Source organism: Chryseobacterium sp. CH21 (genome assembly GCF_004119445.1).
Classification (GTDB): domain Bacteria; phylum Bacteroidota; class Bacteroidia; order Flavobacteriales; family Weeksellaceae; genus Chryseobacterium.
The window spans coordinates 1-21308 of sequence record NZ_QICI01000039.1 but is presented as its reverse complement, the minus strand read 5'-3'; the positions used below and the strand labels follow the sequence as shown (position 1 = coordinate 21308).

At 36.0% G+C, this 21308-nt stretch carries 22 protein-coding genes and 1 pseudogene; 15 read left to right on the top strand and 8 right to left on the bottom strand.

The annotated features are described in order from the left end of the window. Positions 1-65: 65 nt before the first annotated feature. From BOQ62_RS06890 to BOQ62_RS06870, 5 genes are all read right to left on the bottom strand, one after another. Positions 66-521, bottom strand: a complete 456-nt coding sequence (locus BOQ62_RS06890) for a DUF1801 domain-containing protein (protein WP_129038193.1) — start codon at positions 519-521, stop codon at positions 66-68. Positions 522-545: 24 nt separating this feature from the next. Then, positions 546-1967 carry a hypothetical protein gene (locus tag BOQ62_RS06885; RefSeq protein WP_129038191.1) on the bottom strand — a complete coding sequence of 474 codons (1422 nt, stop codon included), beginning with the start codon at positions 1965-1967 and terminating at the stop codon, positions 546-548. Between the two features lie 10 nt (positions 1968-1977). Beyond that, positions 1978-2943, bottom strand: coding sequence for a hypothetical protein (locus BOQ62_RS06880; RefSeq protein ID WP_129038188.1), 966 nt, complete (start codon positions 2941-2943; stop codon positions 1978-1980). Next, positions 2886-3161 (bottom strand): hypothetical protein, encoded by a 276-nt coding sequence (locus tag BOQ62_RS06875; protein WP_129038187.1) that lies wholly within the window; start codon positions 3159-3161, stop codon positions 2886-2888. The genes BOQ62_RS06880 and BOQ62_RS06875 overlap by 58 nt, the downstream gene beginning before the upstream one ends. A gap of 143 nt (positions 3162-3304) precedes the next feature. Further along, on the bottom strand, positions 3305-5875 hold the full coding sequence (locus BOQ62_RS06870) for a fibronectin type III domain-containing protein (RefSeq protein ID WP_129038185.1): 2571 nt from the start codon (positions 5873-5875) through the stop codon (positions 3305-3307). 225 nt (positions 5876-6100) lie between these two features. On the opposite strand from BOQ62_RS06870, the gene BOQ62_RS06865 reads away from it, so the two are divergent. From BOQ62_RS06865 to proC, 4 genes are all read left to right on the top strand, one after another. Further along, the gene (locus BOQ62_RS06865) at positions 6101-7306 is read left to right on the top strand and encodes a pyridoxal phosphate-dependent aminotransferase (protein WP_105701883.1); all 1206 of its coding nucleotides are present in this window, start codon (positions 6101-6103) and stop codon (positions 7304-7306) included. A 222-nt stretch (positions 7307-7528) separates the two neighbouring features. Beyond that, positions 7529-7801 carry a hypothetical protein gene (locus tag BOQ62_RS06860; protein WP_129038183.1) on the top strand — a complete coding sequence of 91 codons (273 nt, stop codon included), beginning with the start codon at positions 7529-7531 and terminating at the stop codon, positions 7799-7801. A gap of 3 nt (positions 7802-7804) precedes the next feature. Then, entirely contained in the window at positions 7805-8818 is a 1014-nt protein-coding gene (murB, locus tag BOQ62_RS06855) for a UDP-N-acetylmuramate dehydrogenase (protein ID WP_129038181.1), read from the top strand. A 443-nt stretch (positions 8819-9261) separates the two neighbouring features. Continuing rightward, positions 9262-10065 carry a pyrroline-5-carboxylate reductase gene (gene proC, locus BOQ62_RS06850; RefSeq protein WP_129038179.1) on the top strand — a complete coding sequence of 268 codons (804 nt, stop codon included), beginning with the start codon at positions 9262-9264 and terminating at the stop codon, positions 10063-10065. On the opposite strand, the gene BOQ62_RS06845 is transcribed toward proC, so the two are convergent. After that, positions 10046-10438, bottom strand: a complete 393-nt coding sequence (locus tag BOQ62_RS06845; RefSeq protein ID WP_317127360.1) for a VanZ family protein — start codon at positions 10436-10438, stop codon at positions 10046-10048. The genes proC and BOQ62_RS06845 overlap by 20 nt on opposite strands. Before the next feature lie 86 nt (positions 10439-10524). Here BOQ62_RS06845 and lnt point away from each other — a divergent pair, with 86 nt between their 5' ends. Beyond that, positions 10525-12159, top strand: coding sequence for an apolipoprotein N-acyltransferase (lnt, locus tag BOQ62_RS06840; protein ID WP_129038175.1), 1635 nt, complete (start codon positions 10525-10527; stop codon positions 12157-12159). A gap of 223 nt (positions 12160-12382) precedes the next feature. After that, positions 12383-12670 (top strand): hypothetical protein, encoded by a 288-nt coding sequence (locus tag BOQ62_RS23030; protein ID WP_228413791.1) that lies wholly within the window; start codon positions 12383-12385, stop codon positions 12668-12670. Positions 12671-12753: 83 nt separating this feature from the next. On the opposite strand, the gene BOQ62_RS06830 is transcribed toward BOQ62_RS23030, so the two are convergent. Continuing rightward, complete coding sequence (locus BOQ62_RS06830) at positions 12754-14463, bottom strand: T9SS type A sorting domain-containing protein (RefSeq protein ID WP_228413789.1); 1710 nt, start codon at positions 14461-14463, stop codon at positions 12754-12756. Between the two features lie 242 nt (positions 14464-14705). On the opposite strand from BOQ62_RS06830, the gene rpmB reads away from it, so the two are divergent. The 6 genes from rpmB to BOQ62_RS06800 all read left to right on the top strand — a co-directional run bounded on the left by rpmB (position 14706) and on the right by BOQ62_RS06800 (position 17165). Then, entirely contained in the window at positions 14706-14948 is a 243-nt protein-coding gene (gene rpmB, locus BOQ62_RS06825; protein ID WP_002976757.1) for a 50S ribosomal protein L28, read from the top strand. Between the two features lie 6 nt (positions 14949-14954). Continuing rightward, positions 14955-15137 (top strand): 50S ribosomal protein L33, encoded by a 183-nt coding sequence (gene rpmG, locus BOQ62_RS06820; RefSeq protein WP_027373683.1) that lies wholly within the window; start codon positions 14955-14957, stop codon positions 15135-15137. 20 nt (positions 15138-15157) lie between these two features. Then, positions 15158-15307 (top strand): DUF4295 family protein, encoded by a 150-nt coding sequence (locus tag BOQ62_RS06815; protein ID WP_065722020.1) that lies wholly within the window; start codon positions 15158-15160, stop codon positions 15305-15307. A gap of 88 nt (positions 15308-15395) precedes the next feature. After that, on the top strand, positions 15396-15863 hold the full coding sequence (locus BOQ62_RS06810) for a RidA family protein (protein ID WP_129038173.1): 468 nt from the start codon (positions 15396-15398) through the stop codon (positions 15861-15863). Between the two features lie 15 nt (positions 15864-15878). Beyond that, a complete protein-coding gene (gene ftsY / locus BOQ62_RS06805; protein WP_129038171.1) occupies positions 15879-16832 on the top strand; it encodes a signal recognition particle-docking protein FtsY in 954 nt (317 codons plus the stop codon). Positions 16833-16904: 72 nt separating this feature from the next. Beyond that, a complete protein-coding gene (locus BOQ62_RS06800; RefSeq protein WP_105701894.1) occupies positions 16905-17165 on the top strand; it encodes a GlsB/YeaQ/YmgE family stress response membrane protein in 261 nt (86 codons plus the stop codon). 74 nt (positions 17166-17239) lie between these two features. Here the strand turns inward: BOQ62_RS06800 and sppA are convergent, their stop codons facing one another. Then, the gene (gene sppA / locus BOQ62_RS06795) at positions 17240-18997 is read right to left on the bottom strand and encodes a signal peptide peptidase SppA (protein WP_129038169.1); all 1758 of its coding nucleotides are present in this window, start codon (positions 18995-18997) and stop codon (positions 17240-17242) included. A gap of 78 nt (positions 18998-19075) precedes the next feature. Here sppA and folK point away from each other — a divergent pair, with 78 nt between their 5' ends. From folK to BOQ62_RS06780, 3 genes and pseudogenes are all read left to right on the top strand, one after another. After that, positions 19076-19432, top strand: a complete 357-nt coding sequence (folK, locus tag BOQ62_RS06790) for a 2-amino-4-hydroxy-6-hydroxymethyldihydropteridine diphosphokinase (protein WP_317127361.1) — start codon at positions 19076-19078, stop codon at positions 19430-19432. Between the two features lie 17 nt (positions 19433-19449). Further along, the gene (locus BOQ62_RS06785) at positions 19450-20565 is read left to right on the top strand and encodes an OmpA family protein (protein WP_129038167.1); all 1116 of its coding nucleotides are present in this window, start codon (positions 19450-19452) and stop codon (positions 20563-20565) included. Between the two features lie 51 nt (positions 20566-20616). Continuing rightward, positions 20617-21308, top strand: a pseudogene (locus BOQ62_RS06780) (OmpA family protein); the annotation flags it as partial.

Sequence of the window (21308 nt, the reverse complement as noted above, 5' to 3'; positions counted from 1 at the left end):
CAGCTTCATTCATCCAGCTTCCAGCATAAAAAAGCTCCGAAATCAGATAGATTTCGGAGCTTTTTTTATCTCTTATACTGTGATTCATAAATTTTGATCCAGTCGTCGGCAGTCATTTTTTTGCTGAGTTCGGCGAGCAATTCAAAAGGAATATCTTCTACTTTTTTGAAGCGGACACAGGATTTACCCATATCCAGTTTCTTTTTGGAGTGTTTAGGATATTCCGCCACAAACCAGTCGAGAAGTTCCGGTGTGGAGTACAGTCCCATATGATACAATGCTATAAAATTCTTCTGAGAAGCCACACTAATAAAGGGAAGCGGTGTTCCTGGTGCACAGTGATATCCGGCAGGATAGGTTTCCAATGGAACCACCCAGCCTAACATCCCGTAATTGGTAGCTTCTTCAAAACCTTTTGGAAGGTTATCATTCACCGTATCGTAAAGTTTTTTGAAAGCTTCCTGTCTTTCTTCAGGAATCTTTGAGATATAATCTTCTATGGAAACTGACTGAATCTGCATATTGTATTTTTTTCTAAAATACGATTATTTTATAAAATTGTATATATTGAACATCTGAACATCTTTGCTGCTCTTTTGAAGGAACATCATTTTGTTCACATTCGGAACGTACTGAATCATATTTCCATCTGCAAAACCGTAGTTCTGGAAGAAGTTTCTTCCTTTATAATCAAGGCTTACCTCCTGAGGTTTCAGATTGGCAAAATCAAAAACTTTCATAGAAAATCCTGTATTTCCAAATGCTCCTTTAGGGTAAAATGCAGAAATATAAAGTTTGTCTCCGGCCTCAACGATATTGATTCTTTTTCCTGTAGATGTTCCCGCTGCAACAAATTGCTTCACCTCTCCTTCTTTACCAAACTTGATCAGCATTCCCGCATCCAGAGAATAAACAGGATCCGGAAAACGGTTCATTGTTGTAGGCATTGGTCTTGTCACGGTTTCCTGCTGAACGGCCATTAAAACCTCATCACCTTTCACAATGGTTTTGATCACCTTCACATCGTTCATATCTTTGCTTCCGGCTAAGTTGGTATTGCTGATCACCGCTTTCCCGGACTTCATATCATAATACATTACTGTCCCGAAAGTACTTGATCCAACAGTAACTGTTGCATTTTTTCTTCCAAAAGTTACCAGATAATCATTGTCGTTTTTACTGAATGCATATAATTTTTCAGGAATATATTTGTCATCGAACGGAAGGTCTTTATCTTCGGTATTGGAAACCAGTTCCAGTTTATAAGACTCTTTCCATCCTGAAGCTTTACGCAATACAACGATTTTTGCTGAATTAGTTAATGTCAAAGACTTTTCAACATAATCACTGCTTAATGTAATTTCTTTGTTCCAAACCGGAGTAAGTGTTCTCAGGTCCAATACCAGAACATCATTTACATTCTCTGTCTTTTTGTTGGCAAATCTGTCATTGAAGATCGCTGCATATTTCCCGTTTTCTGAGAAAAGAACATACGTTGTTCCTGATCTGTTGGTAGATTCAATGCTGTATTTTGCAATACTTTTTGTAGTAAAAGTACCTTCCTTTCTGCTGAAAACATGTTGAAAAACCTCTTTTCTGTTTTCTTTCCCGAAATACTCTTCCGTAAATGCTATGAATTTATCATCATCTATCTGCTGAGATCCAAGGTAATTATGAAGTACACCGTTTGTTTTATTGGCATAATCTTTTACATAAGTATCTACAAGACTTCCGTTCTGATCCAGTTTTCTCATCAGTAATTTTTTGTGAGGGAAAACATTTCTCATCAGTCCGTCAATATTGATAGCGCTGAACATATAAGAATTGTAATCATCTGCCAGTACCAGTTTATCATCGGTTTCAAGATTGGCATCCACCGTGAATTTTGTTCCTTCAGTCACTTTCGTCTGTGCATAAGAATACACAGAAGCTGTAATTAATGCCGAAGCAATAATCTGTTTAATCATATTGTTTTCTTTAGTTATTATAAATTTTTTCTTCTAATCTTTTCAGTTCAAGATTAGCATCGTAGGATAATTTAATATCTACAAGATGTTCCTGTAATTCATTTAAATATTTCTCAGCTTCCTGGTAATTGCCTAAAGCAATATTTAATCTGATCAGGTTAAAATAAAGGTATTCCCCGATTTTTTGGTTGTAAAGCGCTTTTTTGTCGTTGTAATTTATTTTTGTCAAAGCACTTTTCCAAATGTCAATTCCTTTCTGCATATTTTCCATGGCTACTTTATTCGGTGCGTAGTCCGATTTGGCCTGAAGTTTTTTCAGATTGGTCGTAACGTAGATATAGGCTTTCTCCAGATCATCATATTCCCCTTTATTCTTTACAGTTGCTAATGACACTGTGGAATTGATGGTTTGATAGCCGAAGTTTTCATTAATGATATTCCTTGTACGGTCTATTGTTCTTTGCAGGTATCTTTTTTCCTGAGCATTCAGATTAATTTCATTGGTTGGAACGCTTGCTATTTCAGCAAAATCAGAAAAATAGGTCTTATCCATTTTTACGGCTCCGCCTTGCTTTGCGATAATTCTTGTTGGCTGATTTGCGAAAGTTCTCCCCTGATTGTCCTGAAAATTGGTTCTCTCCATTTCAATAATGATATCAAGATAATTTCCACCTTTTGAAAAGCCAATCACATCTATTTGCGAAGCCAGGATTTTATTATCCACAATCAAGGCATCTCTCAGATCAGGCTGCTGGTAAACCGGCATTGGAGGAATATTAAGAATAGGTCTTGAAGGAAGTCTCAACGTAGGAGCGCCATTAGTAGCCGCAATTTTTTCAACAGCCGATAATTTGCTGTACTCTGCAGATTCCAGTTTATATTTTTCCTGAAGTTTTTTCACCTCAGCATCATAATCTTTTAATCTTTCTCCGTGTTCGTATTTGGCATTTTCAACATTCGTATGATAGTTATCCACCTTTTTTGATAGTCTTCTTTTGACAGTCTCACTACATCATCTTTTGTGATATTATAAGGAGATTTTACAGTAATCATATAATTTCTGCTGGAAAGGTCTGTAGAAAAAACCGGTTCTTTTAAAAGCTGAAAACTGATCATTTCTTTATCAATTCTCTGTGCCTGTGAAAATTCGGAATAAAATAAGGGTATTAAAAAAAGGAGTTTAAGTTTATTCATAGCGTCATAGTTTTCGTGGCAAATGTATAATAATTTTATCAACATTTTTGAATAATAATTTGTCCAGTTATTATTTAATCTAATCATAAAAAAGGCAGCCACACGAATGCAACTGCCTACAGAAATTATTAACTCAAAAAATTTTATTTTTTAATGGCTTTTACTGTTGATTTTGAACCATCTTTAAAGTTCATTGTCACTAAATATAAACCAGAATTCAATTCACCTAGCTGAAGTTCCGTAGTCGGATTATCAATAGTTTTCACTACTCTTCCTGCTACATCGGTAACGGTTACAGATTTCACATCTTTGATATCTGCAATATACAGAACATCTTTGAAAGGGTTAGGATATACACTGATTTCTTTTTTCTTAACAGATGTTTCAGCAGTTGATAAATTAGATTGTGTAAGCGAAAAATCATCAAATCCCATATAATATGGATCTGTTGTTGTATTTAAAGTTTTAATTCCAAATGAATAATCACCGGTAGATGTTGGCGTATAGGAAACAGTAACCTTAGTGTAAGTAGTACTGTTACCTCCACCTGCAGCTGTTTGATCAGCTGTAATAAATGTTGTTAAGCTGGTTGCTCCGGTCGCTGTTTGCCCATTATTTACCAATACTTCATTTTGCCATCCCGTATAACCATCTCCTACCCAATAGAATATAAAATCATATGACATTCCGGCAGTTAAAGTAAATGTAGGTGTCCATAAATAAGCAGCATTGGTATATGGATAATAAATCGTCAGATAATTAGGTGCAGATTTAGGATCATTATATGTTTGCTGAGAAGCATTTGCTGATGTAAAATTATAGGTAGATGAACTTCCTCCCGGAGTCTGTTTCCAGCAATTCGGAATGATCGAAGAACCTATAGTAGACATCGCATCAAAATTTTCGCTCCAAGGAAGTGTAGTTATCGGAACACAAAGTGTTGTAAACTGTGTAGAGGTAGCGCTCCATATACTTTTATCAGAAGCACTGCAGCTAGATCTCACCCATGCATAATATGTAGTAGATGGCTGCAACCCGCCTAACGGCGCAGAAACAGTGGTAGAAGTTACAGAGTTAGCAGCATTTAAAACGGTAGTACCATCAGGGGCAGTATTCGTTGTGCTGTAATATACTTCGTATCCGTTTGCTGGAACTGAAGAAGGAGCCGTCCAGCCTATCGTTGCAGAATTTGCGGCCACGTTTGATGAGGTAACAGCTGTTGGCTCGAAACAGGAAGGAATGTTCTGAACGGTAATATTATCAATATAAATAGAACGTGAAGTACCTCCTAAACCATGTTTAAATGCTAACTGCAAATCAGAACCTGCAGGAATATTTACTGTATACTGTGTGTGGGTAGTTGTCAAAGCGATAGGAGAACCTATTTGTGTAAAAGACGCAGGATCTGCAGGATTCGATAAAGTACCCACTAATAATGTATAATTACTTCCTCCGCTTTTTGCATAAAATCTTACACGTTTGGTACCATCTGAAAGGTTTGTAGTAGGAGGTGCAACTAACATCTGACTACCCGTAGTAGCACTTGAATTAGTCATGTAATAAGCATTCGGTGCTGAATAATTATTTGATGTTGTTACATATCCATAGCCTGCAAATGAGGCACTCTCCAGATATGCCCAGCAGCTTGGAGCATTGGTATTTGTAGTAGAGCCTGTACTTGTTGTATCAAAATTCTCTGTATATGGTGCAGTGAAAGTAGAACAAGCTGTTTTAAATGTTCCTGCAAAAGACCATACACTCTGGCTGGTTGCAGTGTTACAGTTAGATCTTACCCAATAATAATAGGTTGTATTTGAATTAAGACCTCCTATCGTTGTACTTGTACCCACCACTCCCGGATAAGTAGGAGTTACTGAACCTGCAGGTGTTGTATTTGAAGTACTGTGATATACATCATAGCTGGCAGCATTACCCGTCCAGGAAACTAAAGCTGAGTTAGCTGTGATCCCTGAAACGGTCTGTAATGTAGGAGGAACACAGTCTGAGTATACATCTGCTGAAAACGCAAAAATATTAGGATACCCTGCGCCACTTGCTTTGGTTACCACTACACTCTGAATTGGCTTTGCCTGATTTGCAGCATCTATAGCTAATGGAGTCTGGTAAAGTCTTGGATCTGAAGTACTGGCCTCTAAAGCATCTGTACTTCTTTTAATTCTTCCTATACCCTGTATTGCAAAATTGGTTCCTCCATACCAGTCAGATAGACTTATATTGGAAAACATCTGGCTGCTGCCATCAGAAAAATTAACGGTTACATTCACTGCAGATGTTCCACTACCACTGGTAGAAAGCATATACAGGGTGAAAGCAGGTTTAGGAGTGGTAAAGGTAAGCGTTCCGCTATCATTGGCAGCCGCTAACCTAAGTGCATTATTTCCACTTAAATTTCCTAAGACATAGCTCAATCCCGGTGTTCCTGCAACAACAGAATTAATAATTCCATCTATGGGTAGACCATAAGTAAGAGGGGTACTTGTAGAAGTCAATTGAAAATCTCTCGCTACAAAAGCGTAAGAAACCCCATCTACATCATTGTTTGTAGAAACTAATGAGGAACCTATTCCGTTTGCAATTACATCTGCTGTATAGCCTGAAGCAACCGGCATCGTTTGAAAATTTTGAGCCATCATTACACTGGCTGAGAAGAGAGCGATGGCGGGCACCACTCTAGAAAATAAATTTATTACCATTTGATCACATTTGTGGCGAAATTTAGGGAAAATAATAACACAAAAAAGTTTTTTTTGAATAAAAAGTAAAATAATTTCAATCAAAGTCAAATATCAACATTCGTAAACATGAAAAATTATGAAAGATTAAAAAAAGATTAAAGAATATTGATCCGTTTCTTATTCATCCTTAATTTTATTATTGTGAAATTAAATCCTATTTTTGTCATACAAATTTTTTGAACAATGCCGAATATTTCAAACAGAGCACTGCATATGCCGCCATCGCCGGTAAGAAAACTGGTTCCCTTTGCATTACAAGCAAAACAGAAAGGAATAAAAGTATATCACCTTAATATCGGACAGCCCGATATTGAAACTCCGGAAACAGCTTTAAATGCTTTAAAAAACATCGATTTAAAAGTATTGGAATATGCGCTTTCTGAAGGGAATATAGAATATCGAAAAGCCCTTACAGAATATTATCATTCATTAGGTTTTTCAGATCTTACTCCTGACAACTTTATTGTTACCAATGGAGGTTCTGAAGCCCTTAATTTCGCCATCTCTACTTTATGTGATGAGGGTGACGAGGTGATTATTCCTGAGCCTTATTATGCCAACTACAATGGTTTCACCAGCACATTTGATGTGAATGTAGTAGCAGTACCATCTACTATTGACACAGGTTTTGCTTTGCCTCCTGTTGAAGAATTTGAGAAAAAAATCACAGAAAAAACAAGAGCAATCATCATCTGTAACCCAGGAAACCCTACAGGATACCTGTATACCCGTGAGGAGCTTCAAAAGCTTGCAGAAATTGCTTTAAAATATGACATCGTAATCATTTCTGATGAAGTATACAGAGAATATGTTTATGACGGAAAGCAGCAGATATCAATGCTTGATTTCCCTGAATTAGCAGAAAACTGTATCATCATTGATTCTGAATCCAAGCGTTATTCTATGTGTGGAGTAAGAATCGGATGTATGGTTACCCGTTCCAACAAAATCCGTAATGCTGCGATGCTTTTCGCACAGGCAAGATTAAGCCCGGTTCTTTTGGGACAAATTGCAGCAACAGCGGCACACCAGAACGATGGTCCTTATATCAGAGCGGTAAGAGAAGAATATACCCACAGAAGAAATGTATTGGTAGATCTTTTAAATGCCATTCCTGGAGTGATCTGCCCTAAGCCAAGAGGTGCTTTCTACTGTGTTGCTGAGCTTCCGGTAGATGACACTGAAAAATTTGCACAATGGCTGCTTGAGAAATATGCTCTTAACAATGAGACCATCATGGTAGCTCCTGCGGGAGGATTCTACAGTAACCCGGAATTAGGTAAAAAGCAGGTAAGAATTGCTTACGTTCTGAAAGAAGAAGATTTAAAAAGAAGTGCTGAAATCCTTAAGGAAGCTCTAAAGAAGTACAGAGAAGAATTCAGCCTGTAAAATATACACTATGCCGACAACAAAAATCATATATCTGAAAATCCTGTTTTCGATTCTTTTGCTGTCGGCATTTTGTTCTTGTGATTCAAAAAAACAGAACACACAGATTCTTCAAAAAATCCACACGAGATCAACTATATCAGTGTATCAGATGTTGGCGGAGCTCTGGGCAACTACAGAATCATTAAAGTCACAGAGGATTCTATTTTTGCAGAAAAAGGAATGACAGCCAATCAAACCCATACAATATGGAAGTCAGCCATAAGTAGAGACCACTGGAAAAAGCTCATATCATCAATTCATATTGTAGATCTTGATCATATTAAAAGCTCTCCCAGCCTGCAATCTGTAGACGGAATGGATGAAACATTCCAGATCCGGACTCCAAAAAAGTCACACATCTATGTGAATGCTTATGTAGACACTTTACATTACAAGCAGTTACAACAACTTAAAGAACAACTAGACAAGATTCTTCCCAAAGAATACCAATAAAACATGCAAGAAAATTTTTCACTAAAGCCTTATAACACATTCGGTGTTGAAGCCAAAGCCCGTTATTTTACTGAAGTCAGTAGCATTGATGAATTAAAAGAAGCGTTCATTTTCTCTAAGGCCAATGCTCTTCAGCTTTTGTTTTTGGGAGGTGGAAGCAACATCCTTTTGACCAAAGATTTTGAAGGTCTTGCCATCAGACTGAGTTTAAAAGGCATTTCTGAAGAATACATCAATGAAAACGAAGTCCTTGTAACCGCAAAAGCAGGTGAAAACTGGCATGAATTTGTAATGTACTGTCTGCAAAAAAATCTTGGCGGACTGGAAAACCTATCTTTAATTCCCGGGAATGTAGGAACATCTCCAATGCAGAATATTGGAGCTTACGGAACTGAGATCAAAGATATTTTCATCAACTGCAAAGTATTGGATCTGGAAAATCTTGAAATTGCAACATTCAATCTTGAACAGTGCAGGTTTGGATACAGAGATTCTATTTTCAAACAGGAAGGAAAAAACAGATATGTGATTCTGGAAGTTACTTTTAAGCTTACTCAAAAAGATCACCTTATTAAAACAGAATACGGAGCCATACAATCTGAACTTAAAAATTTGGGTATTGAAAACCCCACTATTCAGGATGTTTCCAAAGCAGTAATCAATATCCGCCAAAGCAAACTCCCGGATCCTAAAGAAATCGGAAATGCCGGAAGCTTTTTCAAAAACCCAACCATTCCTCTGGCTCAGTTTGAAGCATTGAAACAAAAATTTGAAAATATTCAGGGGTATCCAAATGGAGATAAGGTTAAAGTTCCTGCAGGATGGCTTATTGAGCAATGTGGGTGGAAAGGAAAGCAAATTGGAAACGCAGCTTCCCATAAACTACAATCGCTGGTGATCATTAATGCAACAGGCAATGCTACCGGAAAAGAAATTTTCGATTTTTCTACGGAAATCATTAATTCTGTAAAAGAAAAATTCGGGATAGAACTTGAAAGGGAAGTAAATATTATTTAATATAAAAATAGACAAAGGCTGATTCATATGACTTCAGTCTTTTTTTATTACTTATTTTCTGGAAGTGTTGGGTAAACGCGAAGACGCAAGGATCTTTAATTTTCTTTGTTATTACTTTAGGTCGCAAGGATTTTATCTCCGATAAAATTGAATAATGTATATTTTTTAATAATATTATTTCTCACAGATTTCACAAATCATACAGATGTTTAGAAAAAACTTTTATCCAACTTTTGCCGAAAATCTCAGATTTTCTCGCGCCTTAAAAACAAACCTATTATCTAAAATCTTTGCGCCTTCGCGTTAATCCAACAAATAATACAGTTTTTAAATATCATTTTGCGCCTTTGTGTTTACCCAACAATAATTTACCAGAAGTTATTTAGAATTGAATCATATTACATCCGGAAAATCATTATTTTAGCTGAAAATTACAATTCGAGATGAAAATAGCTATTCTTGGAGCCGGAAATATGGGGCTTTCTTTCTCAAAATCATTTTTAAAATACGAACTGATCAAACCTGAAAACCTGCATCTTATTATCAGAAGTCAGGAAAAAATCTCTAAAATAGCTGAAGAATTCCCCAAATCTAAAATTTCCACCTTTGAAGAAGTAAAGGATCTTGATGCGGATTTGATCATCATTGCGGTAAAACCTCAGGATTTTCAAGCAGTAGCCAAGAACATTCAATTTACATTAAAAGAAAACCAGATGGTATTATCCATCATGGCCGGGATTAATATTGAAAAAATTCAAAAATCATTAAATCATCCATTAGTTGTAAGAGCAATGCCTAACTCTCCCACTCTTTTGGGAATGGGAATCACAGGATATACTGCCGCCGATGGAATTTCATTCAGTCAGTTAATTAACATTGAAAGATTACTGAACAGTACCGGCAGATCAGTGTATTTAGAAGAAGAAAATCTGTTAGATGGTGTTACAGCACTTTCAGGAAGTGGTCCTGCTTATTTTTATTATATCATTGACGCCATGATCAAAGCAGGTATTGAGATGGGAATTGAAGAAAATCTTTCCAAACTTTTTGTAAAACAAACAATGCTGGGAGCCTATCACCTGATCAATAATTCAGAAAAAAATCTCGAAGAGCTGATTAAAGATGTTGCATCTAAAGGCGGAACTACTGAAGCCGCTCTAAAAACATTTGAAGAAAATAGTTTCAAAGACATTCTGAAACAGGGAATTTTGAATGCTGAAAAACGTGCTAAAGAACTAAATAACTAAATTTCTTTTCCATAAACCTGCAAAGCAGCCATCCTAAATACACTCCAAAAGTATTCAGGATGATATCATCTACCTCAAATATTCCCATTCTTGTAAAGTATTGGAGTGCTTCCACAATAGTAATTGCAGCAATAAAATTAAAGAACAATAGTTGTAAATCTCTCAGCTTTGGGAAAATCCAACCCAGAAAACCAAATGGAATAAACATCACAATATTTCCAACAACAATTGTGACAATCTCTTTCAATTGCCTGCCTCCTTGTATAAAATTAATTGTAGAAAATATAGGCTCTACCGTAATCAGATTATCTTCATACCGGAACCTGCCCATCCCTAAAAACATCAGATAGAGCAGAAACAGCGTATATGGCACGATAAAGATTTTATATATTTTTTTCAACATTGTACTGCTAAGATATTCATTTCAAAAACATTAAATTTGTGTATTAAAATAATTTAATGAAATACGTTCTGCTTACCCTTATTTCAGCAATGCTGCTGTCGGTTTCATGGCCTACTTACGGAGTTCCGTTTTTTATATTTTTTGCTCTTGTCCCTCTCCTGATGATGGAACATGGAGTTTCAAAATTTTCAGATTATAAGAGAAAAAGCTGGATAGTCTTCGGATTATCATACTTATGCTTTATCATCTGGAATGTAGTGACTACAGGATGGCTTTATGGTTCTAAGAATCCTGACGGAAGCCACTCGATGATGGCTGTTTTATTTCCGGTACTGGTAAATTCTCTCCTATTTTCTTTGGTATTTCAATGCTACCATTGGTATAAAAATGCTCAGGGAACCTACTGGGGATTAGGATTCCTGATTGCAATCTGGATGAGTTTTGAAAAATTTCATTTGGGATGGGAATTGACATGGCCCTGGCTGAATCTGGGAAATGTATTTTCAGATTATCCAAAACTGATCCAATGGTATGACACCTTAGGAGCCACAGGAGGCAGCTTCTGGATTCTTCTCATTAATGTTTTGATTTTCTACACTGTAAGAACCTGGGAAGCTGGCAGAAAAAGAAAAGATCTGATTAAAAACTCAGCTATTGTTGGAGCTTTAATTGTTCTCCCGATGATTATTTCGATAATCAAATACAATAATTTTGACGAAAAACCTACGGGACAGGTAAATGTCCTGATGCTGCAGCCGGATCTTGATCCTTATGCAGAAAAATATTCGAAAGACAGCTTAACTATTGAGCAGGATTTGTTGGCTCTTGCTGAAAAAAATTCAACAGGTAAAATTGATTATTATATTGCCCCTGAAACAGCGCTGCCTGGAAGAGGATCTATCCCTGAAACAGCTTTTGAAAAAAGTTTACTTCTTAACAATATCAAAGGATTTTTATCCAATCATCCGGGATCTGTTTTTGCAACAGGAATTTCTTCACACCGTTTCTTTTATAATCCTGCCGACTTACCTAAAGAAGCCTACCAAATCAACAGTGGTGTTTGGGTAAGCAGCTATAATACAGCTATCCAATTGGTTCCTAATCAAAAAGTTCAGGCTTATCACAAAGGAAAATTGGTACCGGGTGTTGAAATATTCCCTTATATGAATGTTTTAAAACCATTGCTAGGAGATGCCATGCTTAATCTGGGTGGTACTGTAGCTTCTTTGGGAACAGACAAAGAAAGAGTTGCTTTTTCAAATCCTTATAATAAAGGGAAACTGGCACCTATTATCTGTTATGAAAGTATTTATGGTGAGTTTGTAACAGATTATGTAAAAAAAGGAGCTAATTTCTTAGGTATTATGACGAATGACTCCTGGTGGGGCGTTACAGAAGGACACAAACAGCTTTTATCATATGCTAAACTAAGAGCTATTGAAACCAGAAGAGAAATTGCCCGTGCAGCCAATAGTGGAATTTCAGCACATATTAATGCGAAAGGAGAAGTGACTGCTGATACATTCTACGGAGACCAAACTGCTTTATTTGCAAAAGTGAATCTTTATGATACGATGACATTTTATACAAGAGCGGGAGACATTCTTTCAAGGTTTTCCATATTTTCACTAGGATTTTTATTGTTTTATTTTCTGATTGAAAAATTCCGAAACAGAACAAAAAAATCGTAATTTCCCAGTAAACTAAATGATTCAAAAAAAATAAATTTAATTTTTTAGATATGATCATTAAATATTTCACCTTTAGCATTTCAATAACATTTATTTCCTGGATTGTCGGAATGTTTATCAATGTCTTTCTAAAAAATACAGCTTTCTATAATGAAAATCTCTCCAACCTGAATTTTATAAAAAGTGAAAAATTTAATAAATCTATTGGATTAATTTTTTTTAAATGGATTGTGAAAAATACTTTTTTAAATTCTTTAATCAAAAATTGAAACTTAAAAGCAAAATTCAGAAAAGCAGTTTAATCATTTTAAGAAATGAAATGACAAAATCTGAAATAGATCATTTGATTGGATTTATATTCGTAAGTATTTTTGCCTTTATTAAAATTTTAGAAAATAACTTTGTTTTTGCAATGATCATGATGATTGTGAATATATTGATGAATTTATATCCATCCTTACTTCAACAAGAAAACAAAAGAAGAATTGACAAATTTATAAAAAGACTATAAACGTAAACTTTATTCCATAAAAAAAGAGAAAAGCCAGCTGGACGTCTGGCTTTTCTCATTGATAGAAGATAGAATTGATTCAATTACTTAATCGTAAGCTTCTTTGTGGTTATTTCGTTTTTTATCTTCAGTTTTAATAAATAGACTCCTTTTGGCAAATGAGAAACGTCAATTGACTGATCTCCATTTACACTGATATTCAGTTTTCTTCCATCCATAGAATACATTTCCGCTTCTGAAACTTTTTCTCCTTTGATATATACTTTATCTGATACCGGATTCGGATAGATCACAAGCTGTTTATCAGATTTAATTTCCGCAGTTCCCAGCGTACCTTGTGTGGAAGCATCAGAATATACTTTCGAGGCATCAATAGATTTCACGCTCCAGTATACATTCTGAATGGCCGGATCAAGTTCCAGAAACCATGACGGTGTTGTTACAACATATTTGGCAATATCATGAGCTCCTTGTGTAGATCCTACTGTAATTTCATAACGCAATGCATTCACCGGTGTTTTATCATCTGACGCACCACTCCATGCAAAATTGAACCTGTTACCGTTTTTCGTCATATTCAGTTGAGTTGGCGCTGTCGGTTTTGCATTGGTTGCTGTTGTGTTGTTTTTAAATACTTTCGTAAGTGAAGGCAGATCAGACGCAGCCCAATCAAATCCACTCAACAAGACATCCAGCTGATGATCATTGTTAAAATCAAAAAGATGAACCAACCCAGGACCTCCCAGGTTAGTAATTCCTGTGATGGTTCCTTCATTAAATTTATTATTGGCAACATCATAGATATAGGTTTTCACAACAGCATCATAATTTTCATTTCCTGAAATAATAAAATCATAATAACCATCATTATTAAGATCGCCAACATTTACTGAAACATCTGAAATATCAGTTCCGGTAATCATTTGAGGGGTCAGATTACCTGTTCCATCATTCATGAGAACGGCAAAATATCCGTCATCATTTCCATCCCTTCCAATGATGACAACATCCTGAAATCCATCTGCATTAAAATCTGCAAAATCAATTTTCCCTACCCCTACCGGAGCCAGATCCTGCGTATGAGTCAGAACTCCGGCCTGATTCATAAAAACTTTAGACACCGGAGCTCCATTGATATCTGATCCTATAATGACAAGATCCAAAAGGTTATCATTATTCAGGTCTACCATTTTAAAGCTTCCGCTCTGAGTACCATCTGCCCAATGCTCCGTTATATCAAACCCAGCACCAGTATTCTTATAATAATCTAATGTATTTCTGAAACCTCCTCCATGAGCATATTGTGTCCCGTTGATGGCATAATCAGATTTTCCATCATGGTTAAAATCAAAGACTTCTATAGATCCGTAGATTTTCCCAGGAAGGTCAGCCTCTTTTACAAAACCCGTTCCTGTATTTCTGAACCGGTAATGTTTATAATTAACAACATCCAAATAGCTGAGTCCTGTAGAAACAATATCCATCAGCCCGTCATTATTAAAATCAATAAATCTTATATCGCCAAGATGTGTTACGTCCGGACCCAATCCTGCATAAGACGATAAAGTTGTTCCGTTATTCTGATAGACTTCATTATAAGTGCTGTCTACATTTCCATCACCATCAGAATCAATGGCTCCGTTAAGCACGATATCCATTGTTCCATTGTTGTCTATATCAGCAATATCAGCTGCAGAATAATAAAAATTATTCATTCCGGTCTGTACTTCTGTAAAGTTCTGAGCCATGATGCTGACAGGTAACATAGACAATAAAATATAAATCCTCTTCATAGTTGTTTTTATTTAGATTAATTAAAAACAAAGATAGAATATAAAATTCTTTGCTTAAAAAAAGCCTGCATGAAATATATCAGCACCCTTTATCTGCTGTATCCCAAGGATTCTGCTATTTTAAAAATTCAATATTATTAATCAGTTACTTATTTACAAATATTTTCCAAAAGATTTGTCTATCTAAAAAATTCTTCGTTATTTTGCACTCTCAAATATTATACAAATAAGAACATCGAGATATGTCAAGAATTTGCCAAATAACAGGAAAGCGTGCAATGGTTGGTAACAACGTTTCTCACGCTAATAACAAAACGAAGCGTCGTTTTGAAATTAACTTATTAGAGAAGAAGTTTTACCTTCCGGAGCAAGATAAGCACGTTACACTGAAAGTATCAGCTCATGGATTGAGAGTGATTAACAAGATTGGAATCGAGGAAGCTATTGAAAGAGCTACTAGAAACGGATTGATTAAAAAGAATTAATAAATCATGGCAAAAAAAGGAAATAGAGTTCAAGTAATCCTTGAATGTACAGAGCACAAAGAAAGTGGTATGCCGGGAATGTCTAGATACATTTCTACAAAAAATAAAAAGAACACTACAGAGAGATTAGAGCTTAAAAAGTATAATCCAGTTCTTAAGAGATCTACCCTTCACAAAGAAATTAAGTAATTTATAAATAATAACTTACCATGGCAAAGAAAGTAGTAGCAACCCTACAAACTGGGTCTAAAAAAATGACTAAAGTGGTGAAAATGGTTAAGTCTTCTAAATCAGGAGCTTACGTTTTCGAAGAAAAAGTAATGAATGCTGATGAAGTAGATGGTTATTTAAAAAAATAATCAGTACTTTATTTACAATATAAAAAACTACTCATATTTTGGGTAGTTTTTTGTTATCTTTGTGCACCAGATTATTAATCAGTAAAGTATGAAAAAGATACTTGTTCTGGCCTGCACAGCAACTTTTCTATTTTCATTCAGTCAGAAAACAATGAACCCAGTAGAATATAAAAGTTCGCCAAAAGTTTTCAGCATAAAAGGATTATCCCAGTCAGTAAGTATTGACTGCGGAAGTTCCAGAATGATTTTATTATCCGGACAGGTACCCTTGGATCCGGAAGGTAATCTTGTGGGAAATACAATAGAAGAGCAGACACAGCAGGTTTTCAAAAATATTGAAAGCATCCTGAAAGAATATGGAGGAACGGGAAAAGATATTATCAAATTGGGAATCTTTACCACAGATATCAAAAAAACGCCTGATTTCAGAAAAGTGAGGGATTTGTATGTCAATCTTCAAAATCCTCCTGTAAGCACCCTTGTGGAAGTGAGCAGGCTTTTCAGAGATGATGTACTTATAGAAGTAGAAGCCACAGCGGTGATTAAAAATAAATAAGAATAAACTAAAACTATGAGTTGGTTTAAAAATATTTTCAAAAAGGAAGAAAAAGAAACCTTAGACAAAGGATTGGAAAAATCCAGTCAGGGTTTCTTTGAAAAAATGACGAAAGCCGTAGTCGGCAAAAGCAAAGTAGATGATGAAGTACTTGATGATCTTGAAGAAGTATTGATTGCCTCTGACGTAGGAGCCTCTACTACCATCAAAATCATCCAAAGAATTGAAGAACGTGTTGCCAGAGATAAATATGTAGGGGTAAACGAGCTTGATCAAATACTTCGTGATGAGATTTCTGGGCTGCTGCTTGAAAATCCTCATGCCGGTACAGGAAATATTGATACTTCCAAAAAGCCTTATGTCATTATGGTGGTAGGGGTAAACGGAGTGGGAAAAACAACCACGATCGGAAAACTGGCTCACAAATTCAAATCAGAAGGTAAAAAAGTAGTTCTTGGCGCAGCAGACACCTTTAGAGCAGCTGCAGTAGACCAGCTTGTTATCTGGAGCGAAAGAGTGGGTGTTCCTATTGTAAAACAGGAAATGGGATCAGATCCTGCTTCTGTAGCATTTGATACGGTACAAAGTGCTGTTGCCCAAAACGCAGATGTTGTCATCATTGATACTGCGGGAAGACTTCACAATAAAATCAACCTAATGAACGAACTATCTAAGATCAAAAGAGTAATGCAGAAAGTTATTCCTGATGCTCCTCATGAGATCCTTTTGGTTCTTGACGGTTCTACCGGACAAAATGCGTTCGAACAGGCAAAACAGTTTACAGCAGCTACGGAAGTAAATGCTTTAGCGGTAACAAAACTGGACGGAACAGCAAAAGGAGGTGTTGTCATCGGGATCTCTGATCAGTTCCAAATTCCCGTAAAATATATTGGTGTAGGTGAAAAAATGCAGGATTTGCAACTTTTTAATGGTACGGAATTTGTAGACTCATTCTTCAAGAAAAGATGATTTATATCATGTTTTCCCTTATATTAGCAAACAATCCATTTTTAAATATTAACAATAAAAAAATTTGCAACTATGGGAATTATAACATGGATCCTATTCGGTCTTATTGCAGGAGCAATCGCTAAAATGATCATGCCTGGAACCCAGGGAGGAGGATGGCTAATCACCATTATCCTTGGAATTTTAGGAGCCTTTGTAGGAGGAGCTATAGGAGTTTACATTCTACATTGGGGAGATGTAGGTTCATTCTGGAACCCAAGAAGCTGGATTCTTTCAATCGGAGGAGCTTTAATCATTCTCTGGATTTACGGAATGGCCACCAAGAAAAGCTAATTGTAATGCTTATAAAAAAATAAATCCCGGATCTGAAATTTTCAGACCCGGGATTTTTACAATATAAAATTTAGTTAGTTGTTAATTCTAATCTGATAAGGCATTTCCATTTTCACCTCAGATTGTAGTTTTTTATCTGTGATCTGCTGCAGAATCTCATAGTTGGATTTACCAATTTTGTTCTTGATAATTCTGGCAGAAACATCTTCTTCATTCAGATCTTTAAAGATTTGTTCAAATGGTGACATTCTCTTAGGGAAAGCATCTATCTGGTAAGATTTTAATCCGGCTTTCTGTGCGGCAAACTTCACGGCATCATTTAAAGTACCAACTTCATCTACCAAACCTATTTCTTTAGCACGAACACCACTCCATACTCTACCACCTCCTACATTGTCAATCTGCTCAAACGTTTTCTTTCTGTTTTGAGTCACAAAGTGTACAAATCTCTTGTAGGTACCTTCTACACTTCTTGTCATCATATTAACTCCGTAAGGCGTAACTCCGTTCAATCCGGAATAATACATTGAGTTGGCATTGGTAGCAACAATATCTGCACGGATTCCGTTTTTATTGGCAATATCTTTATAATATGGCATCACACCAAATACTCCGATAGAACCGGTAAGTGTATTAGGCTCAGAATAAATTTTATCCGCAGCCATTGCTACATAATATCCTCCTGAAGCCGCATAGTCACCAAAAGAAACAACCAACGGCTTTTTCTTTTTCAACTGCTGCAATTCAAACAGTATCTCATCAGAAGCATTCGCACTTCCTCCCGGAGAATTAATTCTGAAGACTACAGCTTTTACCTTATCATCTTCCTGAAGTTTTTTGATATACTTCACATATTTTTCAGAATGAATATCATTATACTCATCTCCGTTATTGATAGATCCTGAAGCGTACAGCACAGCAATTTTTTCACCGGATTTATCTTCATCAGCATAAGAGTTGATATAACTTGTCAGAGAAATCTTGTTCAGTTTTTCTTCATTCTTTATATTGAGCTTTGTTTTAAGAAGATCTTCATATTCTGATTTCTGGATAAGTTTATCTGCAAGTTTATATTTTAAACTTTGTTCAGGAATCATTCCGTATAAGCTGTCTGTAATGGTTCTGAACTGAGCAGTATCAATTTTTCTTGAAGCCGCCATTTTATGGGAAGTATTTTTCCAAAGATCATTCAGAAGCGTACTTAGCTGTTCTTTATTCTCTGGAGAAATATCATTTCGTAGAAAAGGTTCTACGGCAGATTTGAATTTCCCATGACGGATCACCTCAATCCCGATACCATATTTATCAGCAAAATCTTTAAAGAAGGTTACCTCCGTAGACAGACCTTTCAATTCAATTCCTCCTGCCGGATGCAGATAATATTTATCCGCTACAGATCCTAAATAGTAAGCCAACTGTGAAACTCCGTTTCCGTAAGCATACACAAATTTCCCACTTTTCTTAAAATCTTCTATAGCATTCCTGATATCATCAATCTGAGTAAGGCCAGCATATAAATCATCTGCTTCAATACTAATTCCTTTAATATTATCATCGGTCTTCGCTTTATTAATAGCCTCCAATGCATCATATAAAAGAACACTTTTATTTTGGGCTCCTATACCGAACAATCCCATCTGCTCTTCAGTAGGACTATCGATTATATTTGTTTTTAAATTAATCGTAAGAACCGAGTTCTTTTTCACTGCTACAGACTTATCACTTCCCATAGAACTGAACACAAGCATCACAATGAAAAAGATGAAAAATAAAGCGCAAAGTATGATAATTGCTACTATATTTGCCAAAACATTTTTAAAGAAACTTCTCATAAATCAATCAATTTTCTAATATGTCGCAGCATAAGGTCGTTTTGTTACTAGGAAGTAACTTGGGAGAGCAAAAAAAATATAGAGCTCGCATTAAAGAAGATAGAAGATGCCGGAAATAACATTTCACAAATCAGCGAATATTTGATGTCTGAGCCTGTAGAGTTTGTCAGTTCCAATATTTTTTGTAATATTGCAACAATAATATTCACACATCTTTCACCAATTCAACTGCTTGATTGTATTAAGAATATAGAAGTTGAGATGGGAAGAATTAATGATTCAATAATATCTGGAGGCTATACTGACAGGATAATTGATATTGATATCATTACATATAATGAATTAAATTTTATATCAGAAAGATTAGAAATCCCTCATAAAAAGCATCTTTTTGAAAGGGATTTTTCAAGAATATTGTTAGAAAAATTTATTTAAAACATAAAACATATTGTATGAAATTAGGTTTATTATTATTGGCTACTACATTGCCGATTGCAGCTTTCGCACAGAACAGCAGTACTACAGTAAACTCTTCCACAGAGTACCCTAATACATTCTCCTCAGGCTCCGCTAATGTACAAACCTTCGACAACAAAGCCAGACGCTTCAGAGACTGGTCTATTTCCGTTGGAGGAGGTCCTGCATTTATGGTTCACTCTGATTTAAAATCTATTCGTAAGGATAAGATCAATTGGGGATACAATGCCTACGTAAGTGTAGACAAGCAAATCACCCATGCATTCGGTCTAAGCCTTATGTATATGAGAGGAGAAACGAAACAGACAGCACAACTTCCCGGTGCTGCAGGTGTAAAATCTGGAATAGCTACTGCAACAACACAGTTTGACAACATCTCTTTATTAGGAGATATCAACTTCTCAAACTTATTCAGAAGAGTAGACAATCATTCTCCATACCGATGGGCATTCCACGGATATATGGGAATTGGAGTTCAGGGATTCAGAACGTCATTACATGATAATGATGAATTCAGATGGAGCACCACACCAAGAAGAACTCCGCTATTCATCAAGCAGGATATTGACATTAACTCTATCTTCTATCAGGGAGGTTTAGGGATAAAATACAATGTTTCAAAACTTATTGATGTTGAAGCTAGAACCATGTACATTATCAGTGGTGATGATGAATTCGATGGCGGCGGATGGGCAGATCCTAATGATTATGATCCTTCCACACCTGGTTCAAAATATAATATGCTAAACGCTAGAAGATCTGATAATGCCTGGACAGTAAGTTTAGGGCTATCTTTCAAATTAGGAAAACAATTATCTCACCTGGCATGGCATGATCCTCTTCAGGAAGCTTATTACAGAACCAGCGTTCTTGAAAATGCATCAACAGATCTTGTTGTTTGTGAAAAAGGAGATGCTGATAATGATGGAGTATGTGATGATTGGGACAGACAACTTGATACTCCTGCAGGTGCAAGAGTAGATGGTGCCGGAGTGGCTTTGGATATGGATCTTGACGGAGTTATCGATCTTTATGATAAATGTGTAACTGTACCAGGACCAGTTGAGAATAATGGATGCCCGGTAAAATAATTTTAAAAAATTAAAATTTCTTTTTCAAAAGAATTCAAATAATAATACACGATGAAATTAAGTTTAGCAATTGTTGCATTTGCTTTGGCAATTCCTTCTGCCTCTTATGCACAAGACTCAACGGCAGTTTCAAAAGGAGAATATCCTAATACGTTTTCTTCAGGATCTGCCAATGTTTCCCCATTCACCAACCAATCTAAAAGATTTAATGATTGGTCTATTTCTGCCGGGGTGGGTGTCCCACTTCTTCAATCTGCAGATTTGACCTCAATCAAAAATGGTAATGGTAAAAACCTTTTTGGATATTCAGCTTATGTAAGTATTGACAAAGCCATCACCCATGCTTTTGGAATCAATTTACAGTACGACAGAGGTGAAACCAGACAAGGATGGTTCAATACTAAAAATGCAGCACCAGATGCATCTGCAGTAGCGGCTAGAACTCAATATGATGCAATTTCAATCTTAGGAGATATCAACTTCTCCAATCTATTAAGAAGAGTGGATAACCACTCCCCTTACAGATGGGCACTTCACGGATATGCTGGTATTGGTACTATTGCTTACAGAGCATATCAGAAAGACATCAACGGACAGAGATTGATGACTGAAGTAAAACCGTTCCAATTAGGTTCACTCTTTATGCAGGCTGGTACAGGTCTGAAGTTTAAAGTGAACAGAAGAATTGATATTGAAGGCAGATTGATGTATGTTGTAACAGGTGATGATGAGTTTGATGGTGG

Bases quoted from the DNA above. Each gene is read 5' to 3' on its own strand.
- BOQ62_RS06890 (WP_129038193.1), bottom strand. From the start codon at position 521: ATGCAGATTCAGTCAGTTTCCATAGAAGATTATATCTCAAAGATTCCT.
- BOQ62_RS06885 (WP_129038191.1), bottom strand. From the start codon at position 1,967: ATGATTAAACAGATTATTGCTTCGGCATTAATTACAGCTTCTGTGTAT.
- BOQ62_RS06875 (WP_129038187.1), bottom strand. From the start codon at position 3,161: ATGAATAAACTTAAACTCCTTTTTTTAATACCCTTATTTTATTCCGAA.
- BOQ62_RS06870 (WP_129038185.1), bottom strand. From the start codon at position 5,875: ATGGTAATAAATTTATTTTCTAGAGTGGTGCCCGCCATCGCTCTCTTC.
- BOQ62_RS06865 (WP_105701883.1), top strand. From the start codon at position 6,101: ATGCCGAATATTTCAAACAGAGCACTGCATATGCCGCCATCGCCGGTA.
- BOQ62_RS06860 (WP_129038183.1), top strand. From the start codon at position 7,529: ATGACAGCCAATCAAACCCATACAATATGGAAGTCAGCCATAAGTAGA.
- murB (WP_129038181.1), top strand. From the start codon at position 7,805: ATGCAAGAAAATTTTTCACTAAAGCCTTATAACACATTCGGTGTTGAA.
- proC (WP_129038179.1), top strand. From the start codon at position 9,262: ATGAAAATAGCTATTCTTGGAGCCGGAAATATGGGGCTTTCTTTCTCA.
- lnt (WP_129038175.1), top strand. From the start codon at position 10,525: ATGAAATACGTTCTGCTTACCCTTATTTCAGCAATGCTGCTGTCGGTT.
- BOQ62_RS23030 (WP_228413791.1), top strand. From the start codon at position 12,383: ATGGATTGTGAAAAATACTTTTTTAAATTCTTTAATCAAAAATTGAAA.
- BOQ62_RS06830 (WP_228413789.1), bottom strand. From the start codon at position 14,463: ATGAAGAGGATTTATATTTTATTGTCTATGTTACCTGTCAGCATCATG.
- rpmB (WP_002976757.1), top strand. From the start codon at position 14,706: ATGTCAAGAATTTGCCAAATAACAGGAAAGCGTGCAATGGTTGGTAAC.
- rpmG (WP_027373683.1), top strand. From the start codon at position 14,955: ATGGCAAAAAAAGGAAATAGAGTTCAAGTAATCCTTGAATGTACAGAG.
- BOQ62_RS06815 (WP_065722020.1), top strand. From the start codon at position 15,158: ATGGCAAAGAAAGTAGTAGCAACCCTACAAACTGGGTCTAAAAAAATG.
- BOQ62_RS06810 (WP_129038173.1), top strand. From the start codon at position 15,396: ATGAAAAAGATACTTGTTCTGGCCTGCACAGCAACTTTTCTATTTTCA.
- ftsY (WP_129038171.1), top strand. From the start codon at position 15,879: ATGAGTTGGTTTAAAAATATTTTCAAAAAGGAAGAAAAAGAAACCTTA.
- BOQ62_RS06800 (WP_105701894.1), top strand. From the start codon at position 16,905: ATGGGAATTATAACATGGATCCTATTCGGTCTTATTGCAGGAGCAATC.
- sppA (WP_129038169.1), bottom strand. From the start codon at position 18,997: ATGAGAAGTTTCTTTAAAAATGTTTTGGCAAATATAGTAGCAATTATC.
- BOQ62_RS06785 (WP_129038167.1), top strand. From the start codon at position 19,450: ATGAAATTAGGTTTATTATTATTGGCTACTACATTGCCGATTGCAGCT.